We start from the raw sequence: 22,451 nt of genomic DNA on the forward strand, positions 1-22,451 counted from the left end.
GGCAGGATGTCGACGCATGTTGGCACTTCTGCCACTCGTGGCGGGATAGCAGTGCGCGCACGATTGCTGCCATGAGCGCGATCCTCGTCATCCTCCTCGTCCTGTTCCTGGCCGCCTACGCCGTCCGGCTCGCCCAGGTCGTCGGTCGCGACGGCCTCGGCTCCCGCCGCCCGCCACGGTCGCACCCCGACTGGTGGGAAGGTGCGCACCCGACCTGACGGCACGCCGCACCCGCCGACGCGCAAGGTCCTGCGGGCTCTGCCACAGTGGCTCCATGCTGCTGCGTCGTATCGCCCGACCCCTGCTGGCCGCCCCGTTCGTGTACGACGGCGTGCAGGCCGCGCTGCACCCGGCCGAGCACGTCGACGCCGCGCGCGACGGCGCCGCGCTCGTCACCGGGGCGCTCGGCACCGAGCCGCTGAGCGACCGGCAGGTGTCGCTCCTGGTCCGGGTGCACGGCGCCGCGACGGCGTTCGCGGGCCTGCTCCTCGCCGTCGGGCGTACCCCCCGCACCGCCGCGCTGACCCTCGCCGCGCTCACCGCGCCGCTCGCCGTCGCGCACCAGCCGTTCACGAGCAAGGGCGACGAGCGCCGCCTGCGCACCGCCGCCTTCGTCAAGGACCTCGGCAAGGTGGGCGCGGCCGTCATCGCCGGCATCGACCTCGAGGGCAAGCCCGGCCTCACGTACCGCGTGCAGGCGGCGCGCAGGAAGGCCTCACGCGAGCTCGAGCACGCCAAGGGCAGCGGCGCGCGCGAGCTGAAGCACGCCAAGCACCGCGGGGCGCGCGAGCTGAAGCACGCGAAGCACGCGGCCGCCCACCAGGTCGAGCACGCCAAGGCGGCGGCGGAGCGCGAGCTGCACCGCGCGGCGAGCTGATCGTCGCGGCCCGACGCCGAGACCTCCCGCCGTCGCCCGGCACCGGTGAACTAGCCTCGGGGGCATGAGCGCACCCGAGCCGCCGCACCCGCAGCCCGCCGCCCAGCCCGCGCCCGTGCCGGCGCGCGAGGACGCCTGGGCGGCACCGGTCGCCATCGGCCCCCTGGACGCGACGGTGCAGGTCCCGGGCAGCAAGTCGCTGACGAACCGGCTCCTGGTGCTCGCCGCGCTCGCGGCCGGGCCCGGGACGTTGCGCGGCGCGCTGCGCTCCCGCGACGCCGACCTCATGATCGCGGCGCTACGGACCCTCGGCGTCGCCGTCGCCGAGGGCGGCGACCCCGGCACCCTGCACGTCACCCCGGGCCCCCTGCGCGGCGACGTAGCGATCGACACGGGCCTCGCCGGGACCGTCATGCGCTTCCTGCCCCCCGTCGCCGCGCTGGCCGGCGGCCCGGTGCGCTTCGACGGCGACCCGCAGGCCCGGGTGCGGCCCATGGGTCCGGTGCTCGCGGCGCTGCACGCCCTGGGCGTGAAGGTCACCGGCGACGGACCCGGGATCCCCACGCACCTGCCGTTCATCGTGCACGGCACCGGCCGGGTCGCGGGTGGGTCGGTGGACGTCGACGCGTCGGCGTCGTCCCAGTTCGTCTCGGGCCTGCTGCTGGCCGCCGCCCGGTTCGAGCGCGGGCTGACCCTGCGCCACACCGGGAGCACGCTGCCCAGCCTCCCGCACATCGAGATGACGGTCGCCACGCTGCGCGACGTCGGGGTCCACGTGGACGACTCCCGCAGCGGCATCTGGCAGGTCGCGCCGGGTCCGGTCGCGGCACGCGACGTGCGGGTCGAGCCCGACCTGTCCAACGCGGCACCCTTCCTCGCCGCCGCGCTGGTCGCGGGCGGCACCGTGCGCGTGCCCGGCTGGCCGGCGTCCACCACCCAGCCCGGCGCCCTCGTGCCGGGGCTGCTCGAGCGGATGGGCGCGACCACCGCCGTCGAGCCGGGGCCCGGCGGCGACGTCCTGGCCGTGACCGGCACCGGCGAGATCCGGGGCATCGACGTCGACCTGCGCGCCGCCGGCGAGCTCGCCCCGACCGTCGCCGCGCTCGCCGCCCTGGCCGACTCCCCCAGCCGGCTGCGCGGCATCGCCCACCTCCGCGGTCATGAGACCGACCGGCTGGCCGCGCTCGCCACCGAGATCACGCGCCTGGGCGGGCAGTGCGAGGAGACGCGCGACGGGCTCGTCGTCACGCCCCGCCCGCTGCACGGCGCCGTCTTCCGCACCTACGCCGACCACCGCATGGCCACGTCCGGGGCGCTGCTCGGCCTGCGGGTGCCGGGGATCGAGGTCGAGGACGTCGCGACGACGGCGAAGACGCTGCCGGGCTTCGACGCGATGTGGCAGCGCATGCTCGACGGCACCCGGGACGGCGCACCGGCCCACGGCTCCGACGGCCGCGCCGGCGGCAGCCCGCACGGCAGGGGGGCCGGCGCCTGATGGCCCGGTCCCGCGACGAGCACGCACGGTTCGCCCGCCCCTCGAAGAAGGGCTCGCGCCCGCGCACCAAGCAGCGTCCCGAGCACGCCGATGCCGTCACCGGGCTGGTCACGGGCGTCGACCGAGGCCGCTACACGCTCGTCGTCGCGGACGGCTCGGTCGACGAGCACGCCGTCGTCGCCATGAAGGCCCGCGAGCTGACGCGCACACGCGTCGTCGTCGGTGACCGGGTGGACGTCGTCGGCGACACCACCGGCGACCAGGGCTCGCTCGCGCGGATCGTGCGCATCCAGGACCGCACCTCCGTGCTGCGCCGCACCGCCGACGACACCGACCCTTACGAGCGGATCGTCGTGGCGAACGCGGACCAGCTCGTCGTGGTCACCGCGCTCGCGCAGCCCGAGCCCCGCACCGGCATGATCGACCGCTGCGTCGTCGCCGCCTACGACGCCGGGATGCACGTGCTGCTGTGCCTCACCAAGGCGGATCTCGCCCCCGCGGACGACCTGCGGGCGCTGTACGAGCCGCTCGGGGTCGACGTCGTCGTGACGCGGAGCGACGACGACGCGTCGGTCGAGACCGTGCGTGCGCGGCTGCTCCGGCGGACGTCGGTGCTGGTCGGGCACTCGGGCGTGGGCAAGTCGACGCTCATCAACGCGCTCGTGCCCGCCGCCCGGCGCGCCACCGGCGTCGTCAACGACGTCACCGGCCGCGGCCGGCACACGTCGACGTCGGCAGTGGCGCTGCGGCTGCCCGTCCGGGCCGAGGGCGAGGAGCACGACGGCTGGGTCATCGACACCCCCGGGGTGCGGTCGTTCGGCCTGGCGCACGTGGAGACGGGGCACCTGCTGGCCGCCTTCGAGGACCTGGACGAGGTGGCCGCCGACTGCCCCCGCGGCTGCACCCACCTGGCGGACGCGCCCGACTGCGCGCTCGACCCGTGGGTCGACGCCGCCCCCGACGACGACGCGCGGGCGGCGCGGGCCGCACGGCTGGCGTCGTTCCGGCGCCTGCTCACCGCCCGGACCGCGGCCGCCTGAGCGGGCCCGGCCCCGCCCGCGCGCCTGGGTGCCCTGTCGGCGCGCGGACCGCTAGCGTGTGAGGCGTGTCCCACACCCAGCCGTCTCCCCGCCCCACCAGCGGGCCCGCGCGCACGTACGAGGACGACCTGCGCCTGGCCCACGTCATCGCCGACCAGGTGGACGCCATCACCATGTCCCGCTTCAGGGCGGTCGATCTGCACGTGGAGCGCAAGCCCGACGACACCCCGGTGTCCGACGCCGACCGGTCCGCAGAGGAGTTCATCCGCGCCCAGCTGCACCGAGCACGCACCCGCGACGCCATCGTCGGCGAGGAGTACGGCTCCGCCGGCAGCGGGGCGCGCCGCTGGATCATCGACCCGATCGACGGCACCAAGAACTTCGTGCGCGGCGTGCCCGTGTGGGCCACGCTGATCGCGCTGGCCGACGGCGAGGAGGTCGTGATGGGCCTGGTCTCGGCGCCCGCGCTGGGCCGGCGCTGGTGGGCGGCCAAGGGCTCCGGCGCCTGGACCGGCAAGTCGCTCGCGGCCGCCACCCGGATGTCGGTGTCGGGAGTCGGCACGCTCGACGACGCCTCGTTCGCCTACTCGTCGCTCTCGGGGTGGGAGGAGCACGACAAGCTCGACGGGTTCCTCGACCTGACCCGGCAGTGCTGGCGCACCCGCGGCTACGGCGACTTCTGGTCGTACATGCTGGTCGCCGAGGGCGCGGCCGACATCGCCGCCGAGCCCGAGCTCGAGGTGTACGACATGGCTGCGCTCGTGCCCATCGTCACCGAGGCCGGCGGCCGGTTCACGTCGCTCGACGGCGCCCACGGGCCGTGGGGCGGCAACGCGATGGCGACCAACGGCCACCTGCACGACGCCGCGATGGTCTACCTGGGCTGACCCTGCTCATGTTGTGAGCATGAATATGGCCCACTTTCGGTGACGAAAGTGGGCCACATTCATGCTCACAGCACGGGGTGGCGGGTCACGGGCGGGGGATGCTGGCGAGCTCCGTCGGGTCGTACCAGAGCAGGTCGCGGTCGGTGACGCGCTCCAGCGCCTCGTCCAGCGCCCCGCCGGACGTCGCGCCCAGCGCGGCCACGGAGTCGGCGTCGTTCTCCTCGTCGGCGGCGGCGAGCACGGCGCGCACGTCGTCGGCAGCCTCGGGCTCGTCGACGTGCACCGCGACGATCTCGACGCCCGGCACGCCCGCGACCTCCACCGCGCTCTCGGCCACGTCCTCCCCGGGCGCGGCGGCGGCCGGGGCGACGACGCCGTCGGCGACGTCCACGGAGACCACCACCCGCAGCGGCGGGACCCCGGGCCGGGCAGCCACGAGAGCCAGGGAGTCGTCGGCGGCGGCGAGGAACGCCGCGTACTCCCGCCCCTCCTCGTCGTCGTCCGGGAGCGCCGTCGCGAGGGCCGCGGTGACGGCGTGCACCTGGCGCGCGGGCAGGTCCCACCGCGCACCCCCGGCGACGACGGTGGCGTCCTCGAGCTCGTCGAGGGTTGCTGGCACGTAGATGCGCATGGGCACAGTCTGCCGTGCCGGCCAGGGACAAGCCCTACCGAGGGCCGGCACCCCCGAGGGCGTGCCCGGCCGACGGCGACCTCAGGCGACGACGGCCGCGGCGGCCGGCTCCCCGCTGTCGGCGGTGAGCGCCGCCGCGACGAGCTCCCGCACCCGGTCCGCGAGACCGTCGAGGGCGCCCGCCACGGGCGAGCCCGGGGCGTGCTCGGCAAGCGTGCGACCGACGAGCAGGGCGGCGTCGAGCGACGCCGGGTCGTCCGGCACGACGTGCGCGTCGTCCACGCCCGCGTACCGGGCGAGGGCGTCGAGCACCGCCGCCTCGGGGTGCGGACCGACCGCCGACGACCGGACCCGGTTCGCGACGACCACCCGCGACGCCGCGACGGGCACCGGAACCTCGGCCAGGTCCTCCAGGCCGCGGACCAGCCGCTGGATGCCGACCGGGTCGGCCGCCCCCACCACGACCACGACGTCGGCCGCCTGGAGGGCCGCGAGCGTGGCGGCGTTGCGCTGCGGCGCGTGGGTGTCGTACATGAGGAGCTCGTCCGACTCGAGCACGGCCCCGCAGTCGACCACGGTCCAGTCCGCCAGCTCCCGGGACCGATCGAGCACGACCTCCAGCGCGCTGGCGGACAGCTCGGGCCAGCGGGCGGCACGCGTGATGCCGGTGAGCACCCGCAGACGCCCGCCGACCACCGGGCTGTGCCGGGCGAGCGTCGGCAGGTCGAGGGTCCCCTGAGCGGCGGCCCGGGACGCGGCGGCCAGGCCCGGGGCGTCGTCGAGCAGCCCGAGCCGGGCGGCCACCGAGGCGCCGTAGGTGTCGGCGTCGACCAGCAGCACGGTCTCGGTGGCGCGGGGCGTCGCCGCGCGGCGACGGCGTCCCCGGCGTCCGGCCCGCGTCCCGAGCCCGGCGAGGCTCGCCGCGAGCTCCGTCGCCGTCGTCGTGCGCCCGGGCGCGCCGACCGGGCCCCACACGGCCACGACGTGGCCGCGCCTGTCACCGGGACCCTCCGGGCCCTGCGCGGCCGGGGCGTCGCTCGGATCGCGCGACTCGGGCTCCCGCCCCTCGCCGCCGTGACCGAGGAGCATGCCCGCGGCGGACGCCGAAGGGGCCGCGTCGCGCACCGCGGCGAGCACGACGGCCTCGTCGAACCGCTCGACCACGACGTCGACGCCCAGGGCCCGGAGCCGATCGGTCGGGACGGCGGGTTCGCCGAGCGCGACCAGCCGCACCCCGTCGGCGTGCAGCCGCGCGACGACCTCCCGGTCCAGCCCCGGCAGGTCCGCGGAGACGACGGCGACCGCCCCGGCGCCCGCGGCCGCCGCGGCCATCAGCTCGGCGACGTCGCCGCACCGGCGCGTGACCGTCACACCCGAGCCGGTCGCGCCCAGGGCCAGCACGACGTCAGTCTCTGCCGGCCCGCGCACCGCGCACAGGACGGTGAGGCTCGCGGCCATCAGACGCCGGCCCCCGCCTGCGGCACGACGGTCACGCTGGCACGGGACCCGAGGGCCCGAAGGACGGCGGGCAGCTCGTCGGCGGGGACCAGCACGTGCAGCGTCGCGCCGTCGGCCACGACCAGCCCGGCGTCGGACGCGTCGACCTGCTCCACGACGACGCCGCTCACGAGCGGGGTCGGCTCGCCCGCGGCCGCGGCGCCGGCCTCGGGCTCCGGGACCGACCAGAGATCCACCACGGCGCCGGCCCTGATGCGCTCGGAGACGCCCCGCTCGACGGGGACGGCGACGGACCGCACGTCGACGTCCTCCCCGGCCCCGAGCGCGGTGCGCGCCACGAGCTCGCCCTCGTCGACGACGCGCAGCGCCACCAGGTCCGCCGGGAGCGGCTCGTCGGCGCGGAGGTAGAGGTCGGCGCCGGAGCCGAGGCGCACGTCCACGGTGCGCAGCCGGTCGGGGTCGACGGGCTCGCCCGGCGTGAGCGTGCCGTCCGCCGCGTAGACGGGGACGGTCTGGCCCGCGCTCGAGACGGCCCAGGAGCCGAGCGCCACCGAGGCGGCGACGATGACGACCCCGACGACCAGTCGGGGGTCGCGCCACGTGGGTCGGCGCAGGCGCGGGGCGGCCGGGGCGGGCAGGTGGTCGGCGGGCACGGACGTCCTCCGGAGGTCGGGTTCAGCACGGCGCGTCGTCGCGCCGGACAACTATCATCCGCGATCTGTGGAGTGCTTCCGACCACCCCTGTGGACAAATCCGGTCAACCACGACCAACTCTGTGCCAGAATGCCCGTATGACCAGCCGTTTCCTCTCTCTTGCCGACGTGCAGGAGATGCTCAACATCTCGAGCACCCAGGCCTACTCCCTGGTGCGCTCGGGCGAGCTGCCGGCCATCCAGGTCGGCCCCAAGAAGGTCTGGCGGGTCGAGGCGAGCAAGCTCGAGGAGTACATCGAGGACCAGTACGCCCGCACCCGGGAGCGGATCGCCTCGGGCGATGCCTGAGCGGACCGAGGCCCGACCGAGCTCCACCTGAACCCGGGGCGCCGCACCGCCGCACGCCCACGGACCGCGCTCACGCCTCGCTGACGCGCAGCACCGCCGCGAACGGCACCGTGCGGACCACGGGCCGCGCCCGGTCGATCTCCTCGACGTCGAGGTGGTCCGCGCCGACGCGACCGATCCGACCCGTCGCCGCGCCGCCGGTCGTGCGGACCAGGACGCGGGCGCGGTCGCGCTGGAGGCCCCGCAGCACGTGCCCCAGCCCGAGCCGGTCGGTGCGCGCGGCCGACGGCACGCCCTGTCGCCCCAGCCCGACGACGCCGGTCAGCGCCGTCCGGGGCACGAGATGCTGCACCCGGCCCCGGGCGCCGCGCCCCTCCAACAGCAGCCAGGTGTCGGCGATCCGCTGCAGCGTCCCGTCGAGGGCCTCGCCGTCGGCCAGGTCGAGGCGCACCTGCCGCCCGACGACGGCCCGCAGCCTGTCGGAGAGTCCGATCGAGGCGTGCTCTGCGCGGGTCAGCTCGGCGACCGCTCCCTCGCGGACCGCGGCCTCCTCGGCCGCGAACCGGGCCTCGAGGTCGGCGAAGAGCAGCTCCCACCGCGTCGGCCCGGTGCCGGTCATGCCGCCCCCCTCGGTCGGTCGTCAGACGTCCACAGCATGCCCGGGTGGACAACCCGGCACCAGTCGGCTTCAATATCGGTCACCAGAGCACATCAACCGCTATCAAACGACATCACCGATGATGATTCGGGACCGATAGCCGGGACGAGGGAGACCTGATGTCCAGCACCACCGGGCGCGGCGGGCGCGGCACGGCACGGCTCGCGCTCGTCCTCCTGACGGGGGCCGCCACCTCGGCCGCGCTCGCGCTCCGCGCGTGGACGCTGCTCCCGACCCGCCTCGAGGACGTGCGGGCGATGCCGGTCGACCGGCTGGTCGAGCCCGTGGTGCTCGTCGTCGGGTGCCTCGCCGCCGCCTGGCTGGCGCTGAGTGCCGCGGTCGGCCTGGCGTACGTCGTCGCGGGCCGGCGGGGGCACCGCTGGCGCGCCGGCGAGGCCCTGCTCGACCGCGCGGCCCCGGCCCTCGTGCGGCGGCTCGCTCGCTCCGCGGTGGGGATCGGCGTGGGCACCGGCCTCGCGCTCTCCCCGACGGCAGCCCTCGCCGCAGACGCCGACATTCCGGGTCCGGAGACCGCTCCCGCGTCCGTCGTCCTCGACCTCGGCTGGCAGCCCGCGTCCGACGCCCGGACCGCCACGGGCCCTGGGGTTTCCGCCCCTCGTGCCGCCGAGGCACGGTCCGGCGGCGCGGCCGCCGACGACGCCGCCCAGCCACGGCAGCGCGGCGCCGTCGCCGCGGCGGCAGACGACGTCTCCGACCGGGCGGCCCGTTCGACGTCCGCGTCGCACGTCGACAGCACTCGCGGCACCGCCGCCCCGGCACCGCCGCGCGACGCCTCGGCCGTCCGTGGCGACGACGACGGCACGCTCGTCGTGCTGCGCGGGGACACGCTCTGGGACATCGCCGCCGACTCGCTCGGCGGGTCCGCCTCGGACGCCGACGTCCTGCGCGAGATGACCCGGTGGCACGACGCGAACCGGGACGTCGTCGGAGGCGACCCCGACCTCATCCTGCCGGGTCAGGTGCTCCGCGTGCCCGGCTGACCCACGCCGGCTCCCCGCCGTCCGCTCGCTTGCCCCCCCGCTCCCCTCCCCGCTCGCCCGCCCGACCCGGTGCCTCGACGACGCCGGCCCCTTCGGAGGACCTCATGACCACGACAGCCACCCCGGCCCGTACCGAGCCCGCGCCGGCGGGCGCGCCGACGCTCCCGGCCGCGGACGCCCCGGACGCACCGGGCTGCACCGCCGCTCGCGCACCAGACGCGCCGACGGCACCGGCCACCTCCGCGGCCATCGTCGTCCCCGAGGTCGACGCAGTCGGGGCCCCGGCGGACGAGGCGCGCACGACCACGCCCGACGCGAGGTCCGACCGGCCCGTGCCGCGCGTCGCCGCGGCACCACGCCGGTCCCGGCCGGCGAGCTATCCGCAGGCTGCCGTACGCCCACGGGTGCGCAAGGTCCAGGTCGGGGCGGCCTCGGCGCGCCGGCCGATCGCGCTCGAGGACGAGCCCGAGGAGCGCCCGCTGCGGGACGAGCCGCCGGCGCCGCTGCCCGACCCCACGGCACAGTGCTGCTCGGTGGTGCGCGCGGCCCTCGAGGTGCTGCGAGGCGAGCGCCCGGCGGCACACCTCGCCCGCTGGGTGACGCCGCAGGTCCGCGACCAGCTCGAGGAGCGGGCGAGGCTGCTGCGCGAGCACGCGGCGCGCGGTGTGGCCGAGGGAGCGACGCGTGCCGGGAGCCGGCCGGCGCTCGTGCGGCGGGTACGGCTGATGCGGCTCGGGGAGGACGTCGCGGAGGCGACCGTGGTGCTCGACGACGACGGCCGGGTGCGCGCCGCCGCAGTGCGGCTGGAGGCGAGGCGCGGCACCTGGCGCGTCGCCGTCCTCGAGATCGGCTGACCCGTCCCGGATAGAAGAAATCCCGCCGGAGGAGAACGCAGGTTCTCCCCCGGCGGGATTCGTCGCTGCTACGGCGCGAACGTCACTCGTTCATGCCGTGGCAGACCTTGTACTTCTTGCCCGACCCGCACGGGCACTGCGCGTTGCGCGGGGTGCCGGGGAACGTCCGGCCGTCGCTCTCGGCGGCAGCGGCCTCGCCGTGCAGGGCGGCACGGCGGGCACGGCGGGAGTCGCCGGCCACCGTCGTCGACCCGTCCTCGCTGGGCGCCGAGTACTGGAGGTTCTGCGGCGGGCGGGGGGTCTCCAGGCCCTTCGCGATGAGGACCGGCTCGCCGGCGGCCACCGGCTCGGGCGCCGGGCCCGCCTCGTCCACGGCAACGTCGTCGGACTCAGCGACGGGCGCGCCGCCGTCGGCGGCACCGGACGCGGCGCCACCACCGAACGCTGCCGGGACAGCCGGCTCCGCCGGGGCGTCGTCGTCGGTCGCGGCCGGCACGCCGCCCGCCACCGGGGCCAAGCCTCCGTCCGCGGGGGCCTCGGCCCGGGCAGGTGCGGGCGAACCCGACGTCGTCCCGCCCAGCAGCTGACCGGCCGCCGACTGCGCCGCCGCGGCGGCACCGGCGGTCGAGATCGCCGGACCGGCGCCGGGCGCGCCACCCTGCTGAACCTGGACGTCGAGGTTGAAGAGGAAGCCGACCGACTCCTCCTTGATGGCCTCGGTCATCGCCTGGAAGAGCTGGAACCCCTCGCGCTGGTACTCGACCAGCGGGTCGCGCTGCGCCATCGCGCGCAGGCCGATGCCCTCCTTGAGGTAGTCCATCTCGTACAGGTGCTCGCGCCACTTGCGGTCGAGCACCGAGAGCACGACCCGACGTTCGAGCTGACGCATCGCGGCCTCGCCCAGCGACTCCTCGCGCGCCTCGTACGCCACCCGGGCGTCGGACAGCAGCTCGTCGAGGACCATGTCGTGGGTCAGCCGGCCGACGCCGCCCGCCTCCTCGACGACGTCGTCGGGCGTGATCGACACGGGGAAGACGGACTTCAGGGCCGTCCACAGCGAGTCGAGGTCCCACGACTCCGGGTTGCCCTCGCCCGTGGCGCCGTCGACGTACGCCGTGACCACGTCGGTGAGGAAGTGCTGCACCTGCTCCTGCAGGTCCTCTCCCTCGAGCACGCGGCGGCGCTCGGCGTAGATGACGGAGCGCTGCCGGGAAAGCACGTCGTCGTACTTGAGCACGTTCTTGCGGATCTCGAAGTTGCGCGCCTCGACCTGCGACTGCGCGCTCTGGATGCCGCGCGTCACCATCTTCGACTCGAGCGGCATGTCGTCCGGGAAGCCGGCGCGGTCCATCATCGACGAGGCGAGGCCCGAGTTGAACAGCCGCATCAGGTCGTCCTGCATCGACAGGTAGAACCGGGACTCGCCCGGGTCGCCCTGACGGCCGGAACGACCGCGCAGCTGGTTGTCGATGCGGCGCGACTCGTGCCGCTCGGTGCCCAGCACGTACAGGCCCCCGAGCGCGACGACCTCCTCGTGCTCGGCCGCGACCGACTCCTCGGCCTTGGCCAGGACGCCGGGCCACGCGGCCTCGTAGGCGTCCGCGTCCTCGGCGGCGTCGAGCCCCTGCTCGGCCATCGCCGACACGGCGGTGAACTCGGCGTTGCCGCCGAGCATGATGTCGGTACCGCGACCAGCCATGTTGGTCGCGACGGTGACGGCGCCCTTGCGGCCGGCCTGGGCGACGACCGCCGCCTCCCGCTCGTGCTCCTTCGCGTTGAGCACGCTGTGCGGCACGCCGGCGCGCTTGAGCAGGCCCGACAGCAGCTCGGACTTCTCCACGCTGGTGGTGCCGACGAGCACCGGCTGGCCCTTCGCGTGCCGCTCGACGATGTCCGCGACCACGGCGCCGAACTTGCCGTCCTCGTTCTTGTAGACCAGGTCCGCCTGGTCGATCCGGACCATCGGGCGGTTGGTCGGGATCGGCACGACGCCGAGCTTGTAGGTGCCCTGGAACTCGGCCGCCTCGGTCTCGGCGGTACCGGTCATGCCCGCGAGCTTGCCGTAGAGGCGGAAGTAGTTCTGCAGCGTGATCGTGGCGAGCGTCTGGTTCTCCGCCTTGATCTGCACGCCCTCCTTGGCCTCGATGGCCTGGTGCATGCCCTCGTTGTAGCGGCGGCCCGCCAGGATGCGGCCGGTGTGCTCGTCGACGATCATCACCTCGCCGTTCAGCACGACGTAGTCCTTGTCGCGCTTGAACAGCTCCTTGGCCTTGATCGCGTTGTTGAGGAATCCGATCAGCGGGGTGTTCAGCGACTCGTACAGGTTGTCGATGCCGAGGTAGTCCTCGACCTTCTCGATGCCCGGCTCGAGGACGCCGACGGTCTTCTTCTTCTCGTCGACCTCGTAGTCCTTCTCGCCGTCGAGGCGTCGCACCACCTTGGCGAACTCCGTGTACCAGCGGTTCGCGTCTCCCGACGCCGGGCCGGAGATGATGAGCGGCGTGCGGGCCTCGTCGATGAGGATCGAGTCGACCTCGTCGACGATGGCGAAGTGGTGGCCGCGCTGCACGAGGTCGTCCGGCGACCAGGCCATGTTGTCGCGCAGGTAGTCGAAGCCGAACTCGTTGTTGGTGCCGTACGTGATGTCGGCGGCGTACTGCTTGCGGCGCTCGTCGGGGGTCTGGCCGGACAGGATGACGCCCGTGGTCATCCCGAGGAACCGGAAGACGCGTCCCATGAGGTCGCCCTGGTACTTCGCGAGGAAGTCGTTGGTGGTGATGACGTGCACGCCCTTGCCCTCGAGGGCGTTGAGGTACGCGGCCGTGGTCGCGACGAGGGTCTTGCCCTCACCGGTCTTCATCTCGGCGATGTTGCCGAGGTGCAGGGCCGCGCCGCCCATGAGCTGGACGTCGAAGTGGCGCTGGCCGAGGGTGCGGCGGGCGGCCTCGCGGACGGCGGCGAACGCCTCCGGCAGCAGCTCGTCGAGCGACGCCCCGTGCTCGAGCCGCTCCTTGAACCGATCCGTCTCCTCGTGCAGCTCGGCGTCGCTGAGCTCCGAGAAGCTCGGCTCGAGCCGGTTGACCTGCTCGGCCAGGCTGTTGAGCTTCTTCAGGATCCGGCCCTCGCCGAAACGCAGGACCTTCTCGAGGATCGCAGGCACGCAGTACTCCAGGGTCGGTGACGCCCCGGGGGGATCCCGGGACCGAACGGTTGCGGCGAGGGCGGCCGATCGCTCGACCGCGCCGTCGCCTGGGTCACACCGAAGCCATCCTAGGCCGATCGGCCGACCCCGATGCCCAGGTTCGCGCCGGACGAACGGGTCACGGGTCGCCGCCGGCCGGTGGACCGGCGCCCGGACCGGCGGCCAGGTCGCCCGCCGCCCGGTCCGCGAGCTCCGCGCCGGCCGCGCCGTACAGGTGGAAGACGGCGTCCGCGCCGTGCCGACGCAGCTCGGCGGCGTCCTCGTCGTACCGGGCGATCGCCGCCACCCGGCCCTCGAAGCCCACGGCCTGCAGCCGCGCGAGCGCAATGAGGTTCGCCTTGTGGAACGGCATCGCGAGCACGGCGAGACGCACGTGCCCTGCGCGCTTCACCCGCGCCCAGAACTCCGAGTCGGTCGCGTCCGCGGGGACGACGGCGATGCCCTCGTCGCGCAGCGCCTGCACCCGGGTCCGGTCGTGCTCGACGCCGATGACGGACAGCCCGTAGGCGTCGCGCAGGCGGCGGTACGTCGCGGATCCCACCCGGCCCAGCCCCAGGACCACCGCGTCCGCGTCACCCACGTCGACCGGCCGGTCGTCCGGGTGCAGCCGGGTGACGTCGCGGGCGGGGAGCAGCCGGGTCAGCCGGCCGGCGAGCTCGACGCCGCGTCGGTTCACGACCGCCGAGACGACGAAGCTCGCCGCGACCGCCAGCGAGACGATGACGGTCCACTCCTCGTCGAGCAGCCCGGTCGAGGCGCCGAAGGCGACGACGATGATGCCGAACTCCGAGAAGTTCCCGAGCGCGAGCCCGGCGAGGAACGACGTGCGCCGGCGCAGCCGCATGAGCCACAGCAGCACGGCGTAGACGCCGATCTGCAGCGGCAGCATCAACAGGAGCAGCGCGGCGAGCAGCACGTCGACGCCGCCCGGGACGCCGTGCAGGCCGATCTGCAGGAAGAACGCGACGAGCGCGAGGTCCTTGACCGTGAGCAGCGACCGGGACAGCTCGGTGGCGTGGGGGTGCCCGGCCAGCAGCGCCCCCATCACGAGTGCGCCGAGGTCCCCCGACAGCCCTACCAGCTCGAACAGCCAGAACCCGGGCACCAGGGCCACGAACGCGCCGAACAGCGCCTGCAGCTCGCCGTGCCCGGCGCGGTCCCACACGCGGCGCAGCACCCACGCGCCCGGCACCAGCGCCACCAGCGCGAACGCCCAGGGGCTCGGCGGCTCGCCGGTGGACACGGCGAGAAACGCCACGGCGACGACGTCCTGCACGACCAGCACGCCGACCGCGATGCGCCCGTACAGCGCCGTCGCGTCCGAGCGGTCCTCGAGCACCTTGACGACGAACACCGTCGAGGAGAACGAGAGCGCGAGCCCGACGAGGGCAAGCGACCCCAGCGTCTCGTCGGCGAGCAGCGTGATGCCCGCGACCGCGAGCAGACCCAGGAAGCCGATCGCGACGGCGACGCTCACCACCAGGTGCACGAGCGTGGTGAGCCAGATCTCCGGCCGCAGCAGCGACCGGACGTCGAGCTTCAGCCCGATCGCGAACAGCAGCAGCGCCACCCCGAGCTCGGCGACCGTCTCGAGCCCCGGCAGCTCCGGCGCGCCCGCCGCGCCCAGCGCGAAGCCCGCGGCGAGGAACCCCACGAGCGGCGGCAGCCGCAGGAGAGTCGCCCCGAACCCGCCGACCAGCGCGGCGGCGAGGTACAGCCCAGCCGTGGCCATCAGCGCTCCTCACCCGGGGGACGCGCCGATCCTACGAGGCCGACAGGCGGGCGGCAGGTCAGGCGGCGCGCACCGCGGTCGCGAGGGCGGGCGCCAGCTCCCCCGGCCCCGCGACCACCGTGGCGCCCAGCCCGAGCCAGCCCGCGAGCGTGTCGAGCTCGCCGCCGAGCGCCGCGGCCGTGCCCGGCGTCGTGTGCCGGGTGGGGTGGGCGGCCTGGACCCGCAGGACGCCCGTCTGCCGGTCGGCCTTGAGGTCGACGAACGCCGTGATCGCGTCGCCCTCGAGGAACGGCAGGACGTAGTACCCGAGGGTGCGCTTCGGCGCGGGCACGTAGATCTCGATGCGGTAGTACACGTCGAAGAGCGCCTCGAGGCGTCGCCGCTCCCAGACCAGCGGGTCGAACGGGCTGAGCAGCGTGCGGCCGGCGGCCCGGCGCGGCAGGCGCGCGTCGCGGTGCCGGTACGTGCGCTCGTCCCAGCCCTCGACGGTGACGGGCTGCAGCGTCCCGTCCTCCACGAGCTCGGCCAGCGCCTGGCGCGCCGCCGGCCCCCTGAGCCGGAAGTAGTCGGCGAAGCACCGCGCCGTGCCGACGCCGTGCGCCCGGGCCCCGAGCTCGAGCAGCTGACGGACGGCCTCGTCGTCGTCGACCGGCGCGGCGGCCCGCACGGCCGGTGGCAGGACACGTTCCGGCAGGTCGTAGCAGCGCTCGAACGCGGCGTTGCGCCGGGCGGACATGACCTCGCCGGTGAAGAAGAGGAACTCGAGGCAGCGTTTGGCCATCGTCCAGTTCCACCCCCACTCCTCGCGCGAGCGCGGGGCCGAGCGCCCGGTCGCCTCGAGCTCGTCGTGGATCTCGCGCGCCGTCACGGGCCCGCGCTCGGCGACCATCTGCCGCACGAGGTCGACCTCGCCCGCGTGCTCGAGGGGCGTCCCGGCGATCGTGCCCCACGCCTCCGTCAGGTAGCCGCGCCGGCGCCACTCCAGCAACGGGTACGTGGCGGCCGGCACGAACGACGCGACGTGCGCCCAGGTCTCCACCAACCGGCGGGGCGCGCGGCCGGACGCCCGGTCGAGCAGGCCCACGTCGTACGGGCCGAGCCTCGAGTACAGGGGCACGAGGTGCGCGCGGGCGAGCACGTTGACCGAGTCGATCTGCAGCAGGCCCAGGCGGTCGACCTCGGAGGTGAGGCGCCGCATCGTGACCGCGCCGTCCCGCGCGGAGGCGTCCGGCCGGGGCCGGTGCAGGCCCTGCGCGGCGAGGGCGACCCGGCGGGCCTGGGCGAGCGAGAGGGAGTCCACGTTCGCATCCTGCCCGCCCCCACCGACACCGGCGCGAGCCCGGCGAACGTTGGCAGAAGTGGCGGGCCGCGAGCCACAGCAGACGAGGCGGGCGGGACCTTCTCCGCGGGGACGTATCCCTCCCGAAGCGGAGGGCACCTCGGCGCCCGTGAACGCGTCCCCGCGGAGAAGGTCCCGACCGGCTCGGGACGCAACCGTGGCTCGATGCGCCACCACGGGCGAGCCCGCCGAGACCGCGGCGGGTCTCGGCGGGCTCGCCCGGGGCGTCAGGTGAGCTCGGTGACGGGCTCGACCCCGTCGACCTGGGAGTCGAGCTCGATCACGCCGTACGTCCAGCCCTTGCGGCGGTAGACGGCGGCCGGGCGGGCGGACTCCTTGTCGATGAAGAGGAAGAAGTCGTGGCCCACCATCTCCATCTGGTAGACCGCGTCGTCGACGGTCATGGGCTCGGCGCGGTGAAGCTTCTGCCGGATGATCACCGGCGAGTCGCCGAGCTGGTGCTCGACGGCGTCGCCCGGCTCCGCGAGCGTCGCTGGCTCCGGTTCCGCGGCCTCCGCGGCCGCGACCTCGTCGTAGGGGCGGACGTCCACGGACGCGAGGACGCCGTTGGCACGACGGCGGTGGTCCTTGCGGCGGTCACGCGATCGCCGCAGCCGTTCGGAGAGCTTGTCGAGAGCCATGTCGAGCGCGCCGAACCGGTCGTCCGCGGCCGCCTCGGCGCGGATCACGGGGCCCTTCTCCCGGACGGTGAGCTCCACCCGCTCGCGAACCTCGGAGAGGCGCGGGTTGTTCTCGCGCGTGACCTCCACGTCCACGCGGCGTGCGTGGGGCGCGAGCTGGGTGACCTTGGCGAGCTTGTCCTCCACGTGACGGCGGAACCGGTCCGCCACCTCCGTGTGCCTGCCGACGACGACGATCTCCATCGTGATGCTCCACTTCGTCGTGGGGCCGCCCGCTGCTCGAGCGGCCCGGTGATCTCTGGGCACCCCTGGGGGGTACCAGAATCGGCACCACCTCCCGGTCGCCGGGCTCTCGGCCCGGCCCGCTCGCGGGTCGGACGGGCTGTGCGCGGTCCGCGTGTCACCCGCCGTCGGATCCTCAGGCTAACCCCACGCCGCCCGCCGGGTACACCGGGAACGGTGGTTCCCGTGTGCAGGTCTCGCGATCTCCCGGCGGGGGCGTCGCGGCGACCACCAGAGCGGCCACGACGTCCGCCCCGGCGGCCTCCAGCGCGCGCTCGGCGGCGGCGAGCGTGGCGCCCGTCGTGAGGACGTCGTCGACCAGCAGACAGATCGGGCGCCCGGCATCGACGGGCAGCGCGCGCGGGCGCACCACGACCCCGCCGGCGAGGTTGCGACCCCGTGCCCGCGCGCCGAGCCCCACCTGGTCGCGGCCCCGGCCGCGGCGGCGCAGCGCAGTCCGCACGCACGCCGGTACCCCGCCGTCACGCAGCCCCAGGGCCACCGCCGCGGCGAGCACCGCGACGTGCTCCCGCCCGCGGGAGCGGCGCGCGGCCCCCGTCGACGGCGCCGGCACCACGAGCACCGTCCTCCCGCCCGCCGCCGGGCGCACCGCTGACGCGACCTCGCCGCCCGCGCGCCGGAGCGCCGGGCCGAGCACCCGGTCCAGGTCGAGGCGGCCGTGGTCCTTCCAGGCGACCACGACCTCCCGCACCGGCCCCGCGTACCGGGCCGCCGCCCAGACCGGCAGCGGCGGCACCCCGTCGAGCCGGTCGAGGCGCGGCGCCGTGCGCTCGACACGCCGGAGCGCGCCGCCGAGCAGCGCGGCGCACGCGCGGCAGCAGCGCACGTCAGCACGACCGCACCCGGGGCACGACACGGGCAGCACCAGGCGCGCGAGCTCCCGGGCCCACCGCAACGGCGGCGCGGGGACGCCGGCGGTGGTGCGGAAGAGTGTCCGGGTGACCGTGTCGGCGTGCGTCATGCACCGATGCTGGCAGCCGGCCGTGGGGCGAGCCGGCATCGGATCGCCGCCCGTGGACGACGGCGCGCGGCGCCCGGCTGGGGACGGGCTCGCCGCGACCGCGCGGGTCGCGACGACGCCCGGGTGCGTCAGCCCCGGTCCGTCAGCCCGGGTACGCGACCAGGTCGACGCCCTCGGCCACCGGGGGCCACAGCGACGAGGTCTGCCGCGCGTGGAGCGTGTCGTCGCCGTCTAGCACCAGCATCGCCCCGGAGCCGACGGACGCGGTGACCCAGGTCGGCTCGGTGACGCCCGTCAGCACCCGCGCGAGGCCTCCCGTGCCCGCCTGGCCGCCGACCCCGGCGACGAAGACCGCCCGGTCGCCGTCCTGCTCGGCCCCGATGAGCGCGAGGACGGTGTCCTCCTGCCACACCGCGACGTCCACCTGGTCCACCGAGGCCCCGACCTGCACCGGCGTGGACAGCCCCGTCGGGACGCTGTCGGCGTCGCGCTGGATGCCGGCCACGTGCACGAGCCGGCCGCTGGGCCCCGAGCTCACGATGGCGACCCGCGCCCCCTCCGGCGACACCCGCACGGACCGCACGGTGCGGGTGTCCAGCCAGTCGACGTCGAGCGTCTGCACCCCGCCGGAGGCGAGCCCCACGAGCAGCGTGTTGCCGCGGGCGCTCCACACCGACTCGAAGCGGTCCACCGACGGCGGCACGAGGTCCCGGCCCGTCATCACGACGTCCGGTACCCCGGTCCCCGACAGCCGCAGGATCCGGTCCGAGCCGTCGCGCACCACGATCGGGCGGTCCCCTGGTCCGGTCGCGAGCGCCGTCGGGTCGAGCCCGTCGAGCGACGGGGCGTCCTCGAGGTCGACGAGCGACTGGCCGACGACCCGGTACAGCGCGCCGTCGGACACGGCGAGCGCGTCGCCACGGGTCTGCGGCGTCGAGATCACCGCATTGTCGGGCACGGGCAGCGGCGACGTGCCGTCGGAGAGCTCCACGTCGCGGCCCTCGCCCTCGACGAGCGTGGCCTCCAGCTGCGCGACAGCGAGGGCGCGCTGGTCGGCCGTGGCCTGGGTGATCGTGGAGGTCAGGCTGACGTCGATCGTGCCGTCGTCGGTCACCGTCACCGCGTCGATCGCGAGGCTCGTGCCCTCGGGGATCACGGTGGTGGTGGAGTCGGCGAGCCACTCCGGCGGGCCCGCGAGGATCTCGCTCGTCGCGTCGGTCCGCCAGGTCTGGCGGGGGAACCAGCGCACGTCCGGGACCCACCAGGCGAGATCGGGCGTCGGGAAGTAGAGCCGGGTCAGGTGGAACGCCTGGCTGAAGAAGCCGGTCGTGATCATCAGCCCGTTCTCGAGCTGCGAGATGCGCCACTCCCCGTCCGCGCGCTTCGTCAGCGCGAACGTCACCGGGACCGTGCTCGGGTCGGTCTCCTCGGTGTAGACGCCGCGCTCGTCGACGGTCGCGACCACGACCGCCGACCCCGTGACGGTCGTCGAGGTGGCGCCCTCCTCCAGGTCCTCGGGGACGAGCTGGGGGTCGCCGTCGAGCACCAGGACGCGCACGTAGCGGTCCCAGGCGCGCCAGGCGGCCGGCGTGAGGTACTCCTGCGCCGCGGCGAACGACGCGGCGGAGGTCGGCCCGGCCTGCGCGTTGGTGAGGAACCCCTGGACGATCGCGTCGGGCGACGCGCCGGGGGTCGGGCCGGCCGGGATGAACCCGATCTCGCTCGCCTGCTCCAGCTCGGTGGTCCCGTCGCGGACGGCACCGTCGGTCGGGATGCGGGCGCAGCCCGTCACCAGGCCGATCAGCACGACAAGCAGGGTCGTCAGCGCCGGTGTGGCGAGACGTCGGTCGAGGCTCATCGCGGCTCCTTCTCGCGCACGTCGTCCGCCACCGCCTCGCCGTCGTACGGGACGACGGGGAGGTCGGTGGCCGCCAGGTCGGGGATCGACGTCGGGGTCGGGCCCGTCGGCGGGTTGACCACCGGGATCTGGCCGGTCGGCAGGGACGTCACGCCCCGCGAGGGGCCGGTCAGCGGCACCGGCGAACGCTCCAGCCGGATGCCGGCGCGGCGCGGCAGCGTGAGGCGGAAGCTCGCGCCCTCGCCCGTCCTGCCCCACGCCTCCAGCCAGCCCGCGTGCAGCCGGGCGTCCTCGAGCGAGATCGCCAGGCCGAGGCCCGTGCCGCCGGTGGTGCGCGCCCGGGCGGGGTCGGCGCGCCAGAACCGGTCGAAGACCCGGTGCAGCTGCTCGGTGGTGAGGCCGACGCCGTGGTCGCGCACGACGACCGCCACCGCGCTCGGGTCGGCGGCGACGGTCACTTCCACGGGCTTGCCCTCCGCGTGCTCCAGCGCGTTGATCACCAGGTTGCGCACGACGCGCTCGACGCGGCGCTGGTCGACGTCGGCGGTCGCCGGGTCCTCGGGCAGCGTGACCGACAGGAACACGTTCTTGGACTCCGCGAGCGGCATCGCCGACTCGACGACGCCCGCCACGAGGTCGCGCAGGTCGCGCTGCTCGGCGTCGAGCACGGCCGCGCCGGCGTCGAACCGGCTGATCTCGAGCAGGTCGGTCAGCAGCGACTCGAAGCGGTCGAGCTGCGTGACGAGGAGCTCGGCCGACCGCCCCGCGGCGGGGTCGAGGTCCTCCCGGGAGGCGTGGATGACGTCGCCCGCCATCCGGATGGTCGTCAGGGGGGTGCGCAGCTCGTGCGAGACGTCGGAGACGAACCGGCGCTGGGCGGCCGAGAGCTCCTCCATGCGGGCGATCTGGTCCTCGAGGTTGGCCGCCATCTCGTTGAAGGTGCGCGCGAGGGTCGCCATCTCGTCGTGCCCCTTGCTGCCCGCCATCCGCTCGTCCAGGTGCCCGTCGGCCAGCCGGGCCGCGACGGTGGCCGCGCGGCGCACCGGCGCCACGGTCTGCAGGGTCACCACCCAGGTGATCACGCCGAGGAGGGCGAGGATCGCGAGCGCGCCGATCGCGAGGATCCGCTGCACGAACGCGAGCGTCTCCTGCTCCGCCTGGAGCGAGTAGATCGCGTACAGCTCGTAGGTGCCGATCGTGGGGACCTCGACCGTCGACCCGACGACCACCCCGGGCTCCGCCAGGTCGGAGTCCGCGTACTCGGCGGGGATGAGCACGGACTGCAGCACCTGCCCGCCCGAGGAGACCGTCGCGGCGCGCAGCTCCGGGCTGATCAGGCTCCGCAGCTCCGGCTCCGTGGCCGGCTCCAGCGGTCGCACCGTCAGGCCGGGAGTGCCGAGCAGCAGGAAGTCCTGGGCGCTGGACGCCCCGGCGGCCAGCGTCACCACGACCGTGTTGAGCAGGGTCTGCAGCTCGGACGTGGTCGTGGCGGGCGACACCTCGAGCGTGCCGCGCACCTGCTCGGTCATCGCGGCGTTCTCCTGCTCGATGCGGTCGACCCGCTGCTCGAACAGCCCGTCCCGGATCGAGAGCGACAGGTACAGCCCGAGGAGCGCGACCGCCACGACGCCCAGGGCCAGGGCCGACGTCACGACCCGCAGCTGCAGGGAGGCACGCCACCGGCGCGCGAGGGCGCGCGAGCGCACGACGACCGCGACCCGCGCCCGCCGCCACACGCGGCGGACGCGGTCCACGGCCGTCTCAGCGGGGGGCACCGGCCTTGTAACCCACGCCCCGGACCGTCAGCACGACCGACGGGTTCTCGGGGTCGCGCTCGACCTTCGACCGCAGGCGCTGCACGTGCACGTTGACCAGGCGGGTGTCGGCGCTGTGCCGGTAGCCCCACACCTTCTCCAGCAGCACCTCGCGGGTGAACACCTGCCAGGGCTTGCGGGCGAGCGCGACGAGGAGGTCGAACTCGAGCGGGGTGAGGCTGATGCGCGCCCCGTCGCGCACGACGCTGTGCCCGGTGACGTCGATCTCGACGTCGCCGACGCGCAGCCGCTCCGGGCCGGGCTCGTCCGTGTCGCGCAGCCGCGCCCGGATGCGGGCCACGAGCTCCTTCGGCTTGAAGGGCTTCGTCACGTAGTCGTCGGCGCCGGACTCCAGGCCCAGCACCACGTCCACCGTGTCGGTCTTGGCGGTGAGCATGATGATGGGCACGCCCGACTCGCCGCGGATCTCGCGCGCGACCTCGATGCCGTCCTTGCCGGGGAGCATGAGGTCGAGCAGCACCAGGTCGGGCTGCTCGTCGCGGAACGCCGCGAGCGCACCGTCGCCGTCCGAGCAGAACGCCGGATCGAACCCCTCGGAACGCAGGACGATGCCGATCATCTCGGACAGGGCGGTGTCGTCGTCGACCACCAGGACACGGGACTTCATGGGGTCATGATGCCAGGTGCGCGGATACCCACGTGGGACGCGTCGCACGCGCGTACTAGGGTCGTGCCACC

Annotated in this window: 20 protein-coding genes; 8 read left to right on the forward strand and 12 right to left on the reverse strand. The window is 75.1% G+C overall.

Annotation, left to right across the window (positions count from 1 at the left end):
- Nucleotides 1–71 precede the first annotated feature (71 nt).
- The 5 genes from ABD254_RS01310 to hisN all read left to right on the forward strand — a co-directional run bounded on the left by ABD254_RS01310 (nt 72) and on the right by hisN (nt 4,299).
- On the forward strand, nt 72–218 hold the full coding sequence (locus ABD254_RS01310; RefSeq protein ID WP_344244861.1) for a hypothetical protein: 147 nt from the start codon (nt 72–74) through the stop codon (nt 216–218).
- 56 nt (nt 219–274) lie between these two features.
- Complete coding sequence (locus ABD254_RS01315; protein WP_344244863.1) at nt 275–877, forward strand: DoxX family protein; 603 nt, start codon at nt 275–277, stop codon at nt 875–877.
- 64 nt (nt 878–941) lie between these two features.
- Entirely contained in the window at nt 942–2,372 is a 1,431-nt protein-coding gene (gene aroA / locus ABD254_RS01320; RefSeq protein ID WP_344244865.1) for a 3-phosphoshikimate 1-carboxyvinyltransferase, read from the forward strand.
- Nucleotides 2,372–3,412, forward strand: coding sequence for a ribosome small subunit-dependent GTPase A (rsgA, locus tag ABD254_RS01325; RefSeq protein ID WP_344244867.1), 1,041 nt, complete (start codon nt 2,372–2,374; stop codon nt 3,410–3,412). The genes aroA and rsgA overlap by 1 nt, the downstream gene beginning before the upstream one ends.
- 65 nt (nt 3,413–3,477) lie before the next feature.
- On the forward strand, nt 3,478–4,299 hold the full coding sequence (gene hisN, locus ABD254_RS01330; protein WP_344244869.1) for a histidinol-phosphatase: 822 nt from the start codon (nt 3,478–3,480) through the stop codon (nt 4,297–4,299).
- 85 nt (nt 4,300–4,384) lie between these two features.
- Here hisN and ABD254_RS01335 read toward each other — a convergent pair whose 3' ends face one another.
- From ABD254_RS01335 to ABD254_RS01345, 3 genes are all read right to left on the reverse strand, one after another.
- Nucleotides 4,385–4,930: a DUF6912 family protein gene (locus tag ABD254_RS01335; RefSeq protein ID WP_344244871.1), complete on the reverse strand. Its 546-nt coding sequence runs from the start codon at nt 4,928–4,930 to the stop codon at nt 4,385–4,387.
- 81 nt (nt 4,931–5,011) lie between these two features.
- On the reverse strand, nt 5,012–6,388 hold the full coding sequence (locus ABD254_RS01340; protein ID WP_344244873.1) for a CpaE/TadZ family protein: 1,377 nt from the start codon (nt 6,386–6,388) through the stop codon (nt 5,012–5,014).
- Entirely contained in the window at nt 6,388–7,041 is a 654-nt protein-coding gene (locus tag ABD254_RS01345; RefSeq protein WP_344244875.1) for a CpaB family protein, read from the reverse strand. The genes ABD254_RS01340 and ABD254_RS01345 overlap by 1 nt, the downstream gene beginning before the upstream one ends.
- Before the next feature lie 138 nt (nt 7,042–7,179).
- Here ABD254_RS01345 and ABD254_RS01350 point away from each other — a divergent pair, with 138 nt between their 5' ends.
- Entirely contained in the window at nt 7,180–7,389 is a 210-nt protein-coding gene (locus ABD254_RS01350; protein ID WP_344244877.1) for a helix-turn-helix domain-containing protein, read from the forward strand.
- A 70-nt stretch (nt 7,390–7,459) separates the two neighbouring features.
- Here the strand turns inward: ABD254_RS01350 and ABD254_RS01355 are convergent, their stop codons facing one another.
- The gene (locus ABD254_RS01355) at nt 7,460–8,008 is read right to left on the reverse strand and encodes a hypothetical protein (protein ID WP_344244879.1); all 549 of its coding nucleotides are present in this window, start codon (nt 8,006–8,008) and stop codon (nt 7,460–7,462) included.
- A gap of 158 nt (nt 8,009–8,166) precedes the next feature.
- Between ABD254_RS01355 and ABD254_RS01360 the strand changes: the two genes are divergently transcribed.
- Together ABD254_RS01360 and ABD254_RS01365 are read left to right on the forward strand one after the other, a co-directional pair.
- Entirely contained in the window at nt 8,167–9,048 is an 882-nt protein-coding gene (locus tag ABD254_RS01360) for a LysM peptidoglycan-binding domain-containing protein (protein WP_344244881.1), read from the forward strand.
- A gap of 104 nt (nt 9,049–9,152) precedes the next feature.
- Nucleotides 9,153–9,902 (forward strand): Rv3235 family protein, encoded by a 750-nt coding sequence (locus ABD254_RS01365; protein ID WP_344244883.1) that lies wholly within the window; start codon nt 9,153–9,155, stop codon nt 9,900–9,902.
- A gap of 82 nt (nt 9,903–9,984) precedes the next feature.
- Here the strand turns inward: ABD254_RS01365 and secA are convergent, their stop codons facing one another.
- The 8 genes from secA to mtrA form a co-directional block, all read right to left on the reverse strand.
- Nucleotides 9,985–13,062 (reverse strand): preprotein translocase subunit SecA, encoded by a 3,078-nt coding sequence (gene secA, locus ABD254_RS01370; RefSeq protein ID WP_344244885.1) that lies wholly within the window; start codon nt 13,060–13,062, stop codon nt 9,985–9,987.
- Nucleotides 13,063–13,222: 160 nt separating this feature from the next.
- Nucleotides 13,223–14,836 carry a cation:proton antiporter domain-containing protein gene (locus ABD254_RS01375; protein ID WP_344244887.1) on the reverse strand — a complete coding sequence of 538 codons (1,614 nt, stop codon included), beginning with the start codon at nt 14,834–14,836 and terminating at the stop codon, nt 13,223–13,225.
- A gap of 58 nt (nt 14,837–14,894) precedes the next feature.
- Complete coding sequence (locus ABD254_RS01380) at nt 14,895–16,136, reverse strand: winged helix-turn-helix domain-containing protein (protein WP_344244889.1); 1,242 nt, start codon at nt 16,134–16,136, stop codon at nt 14,895–14,897.
- A 266-nt stretch (nt 16,137–16,402) separates the two neighbouring features.
- Nucleotides 16,403–17,059 carry a ribosome hibernation-promoting factor, HPF/YfiA family gene (hpf, locus tag ABD254_RS01385; protein WP_344245238.1) on the reverse strand — a complete coding sequence of 219 codons (657 nt, stop codon included), beginning with the start codon at nt 17,057–17,059 and terminating at the stop codon, nt 16,403–16,405.
- Nucleotides 17,060–17,234: 175 nt separating this feature from the next.
- On the reverse strand, nt 17,235–18,080 hold the full coding sequence (locus ABD254_RS01390; RefSeq protein WP_344244891.1) for a ComF family protein: 846 nt from the start codon (nt 18,078–18,080) through the stop codon (nt 17,235–17,237).
- 142 nt (nt 18,081–18,222) lie between these two features.
- Nucleotides 18,223–19,938 (reverse strand): LpqB family beta-propeller domain-containing protein, encoded by a 1,716-nt coding sequence (locus ABD254_RS01395; protein WP_344244893.1) that lies wholly within the window; start codon nt 19,936–19,938, stop codon nt 18,223–18,225.
- Nucleotides 19,935–21,713: an MtrAB system histidine kinase MtrB gene (gene mtrB / locus ABD254_RS01400; protein WP_344244895.1), complete on the reverse strand. Its 1,779-nt coding sequence runs from the start codon at nt 21,711–21,713 to the stop codon at nt 19,935–19,937. Before mtrB ends, ABD254_RS01395 begins: the two co-directional genes overlap by 4 nt.
- Nucleotides 21,700–22,380, reverse strand: a complete 681-nt coding sequence (mtrA, locus tag ABD254_RS01405) for an MtrAB system response regulator MtrA (RefSeq protein ID WP_344244897.1) — start codon at nt 22,378–22,380, stop codon at nt 21,700–21,702. The genes mtrB and mtrA overlap by 14 nt, the downstream gene beginning before the upstream one ends.
- Between the last annotated feature and the right edge of the window lie 71 nt (nt 22,381–22,451).

Origin of the sequence: Isoptericola hypogeus, assembly GCF_039531145.1 — a bacterium.
In the GTDB taxonomy this organism is placed as follows: Bacteria; Actinomycetota; Actinomycetes; order Actinomycetales; family Cellulomonadaceae; genus Isoptericola; species Isoptericola hypogeus.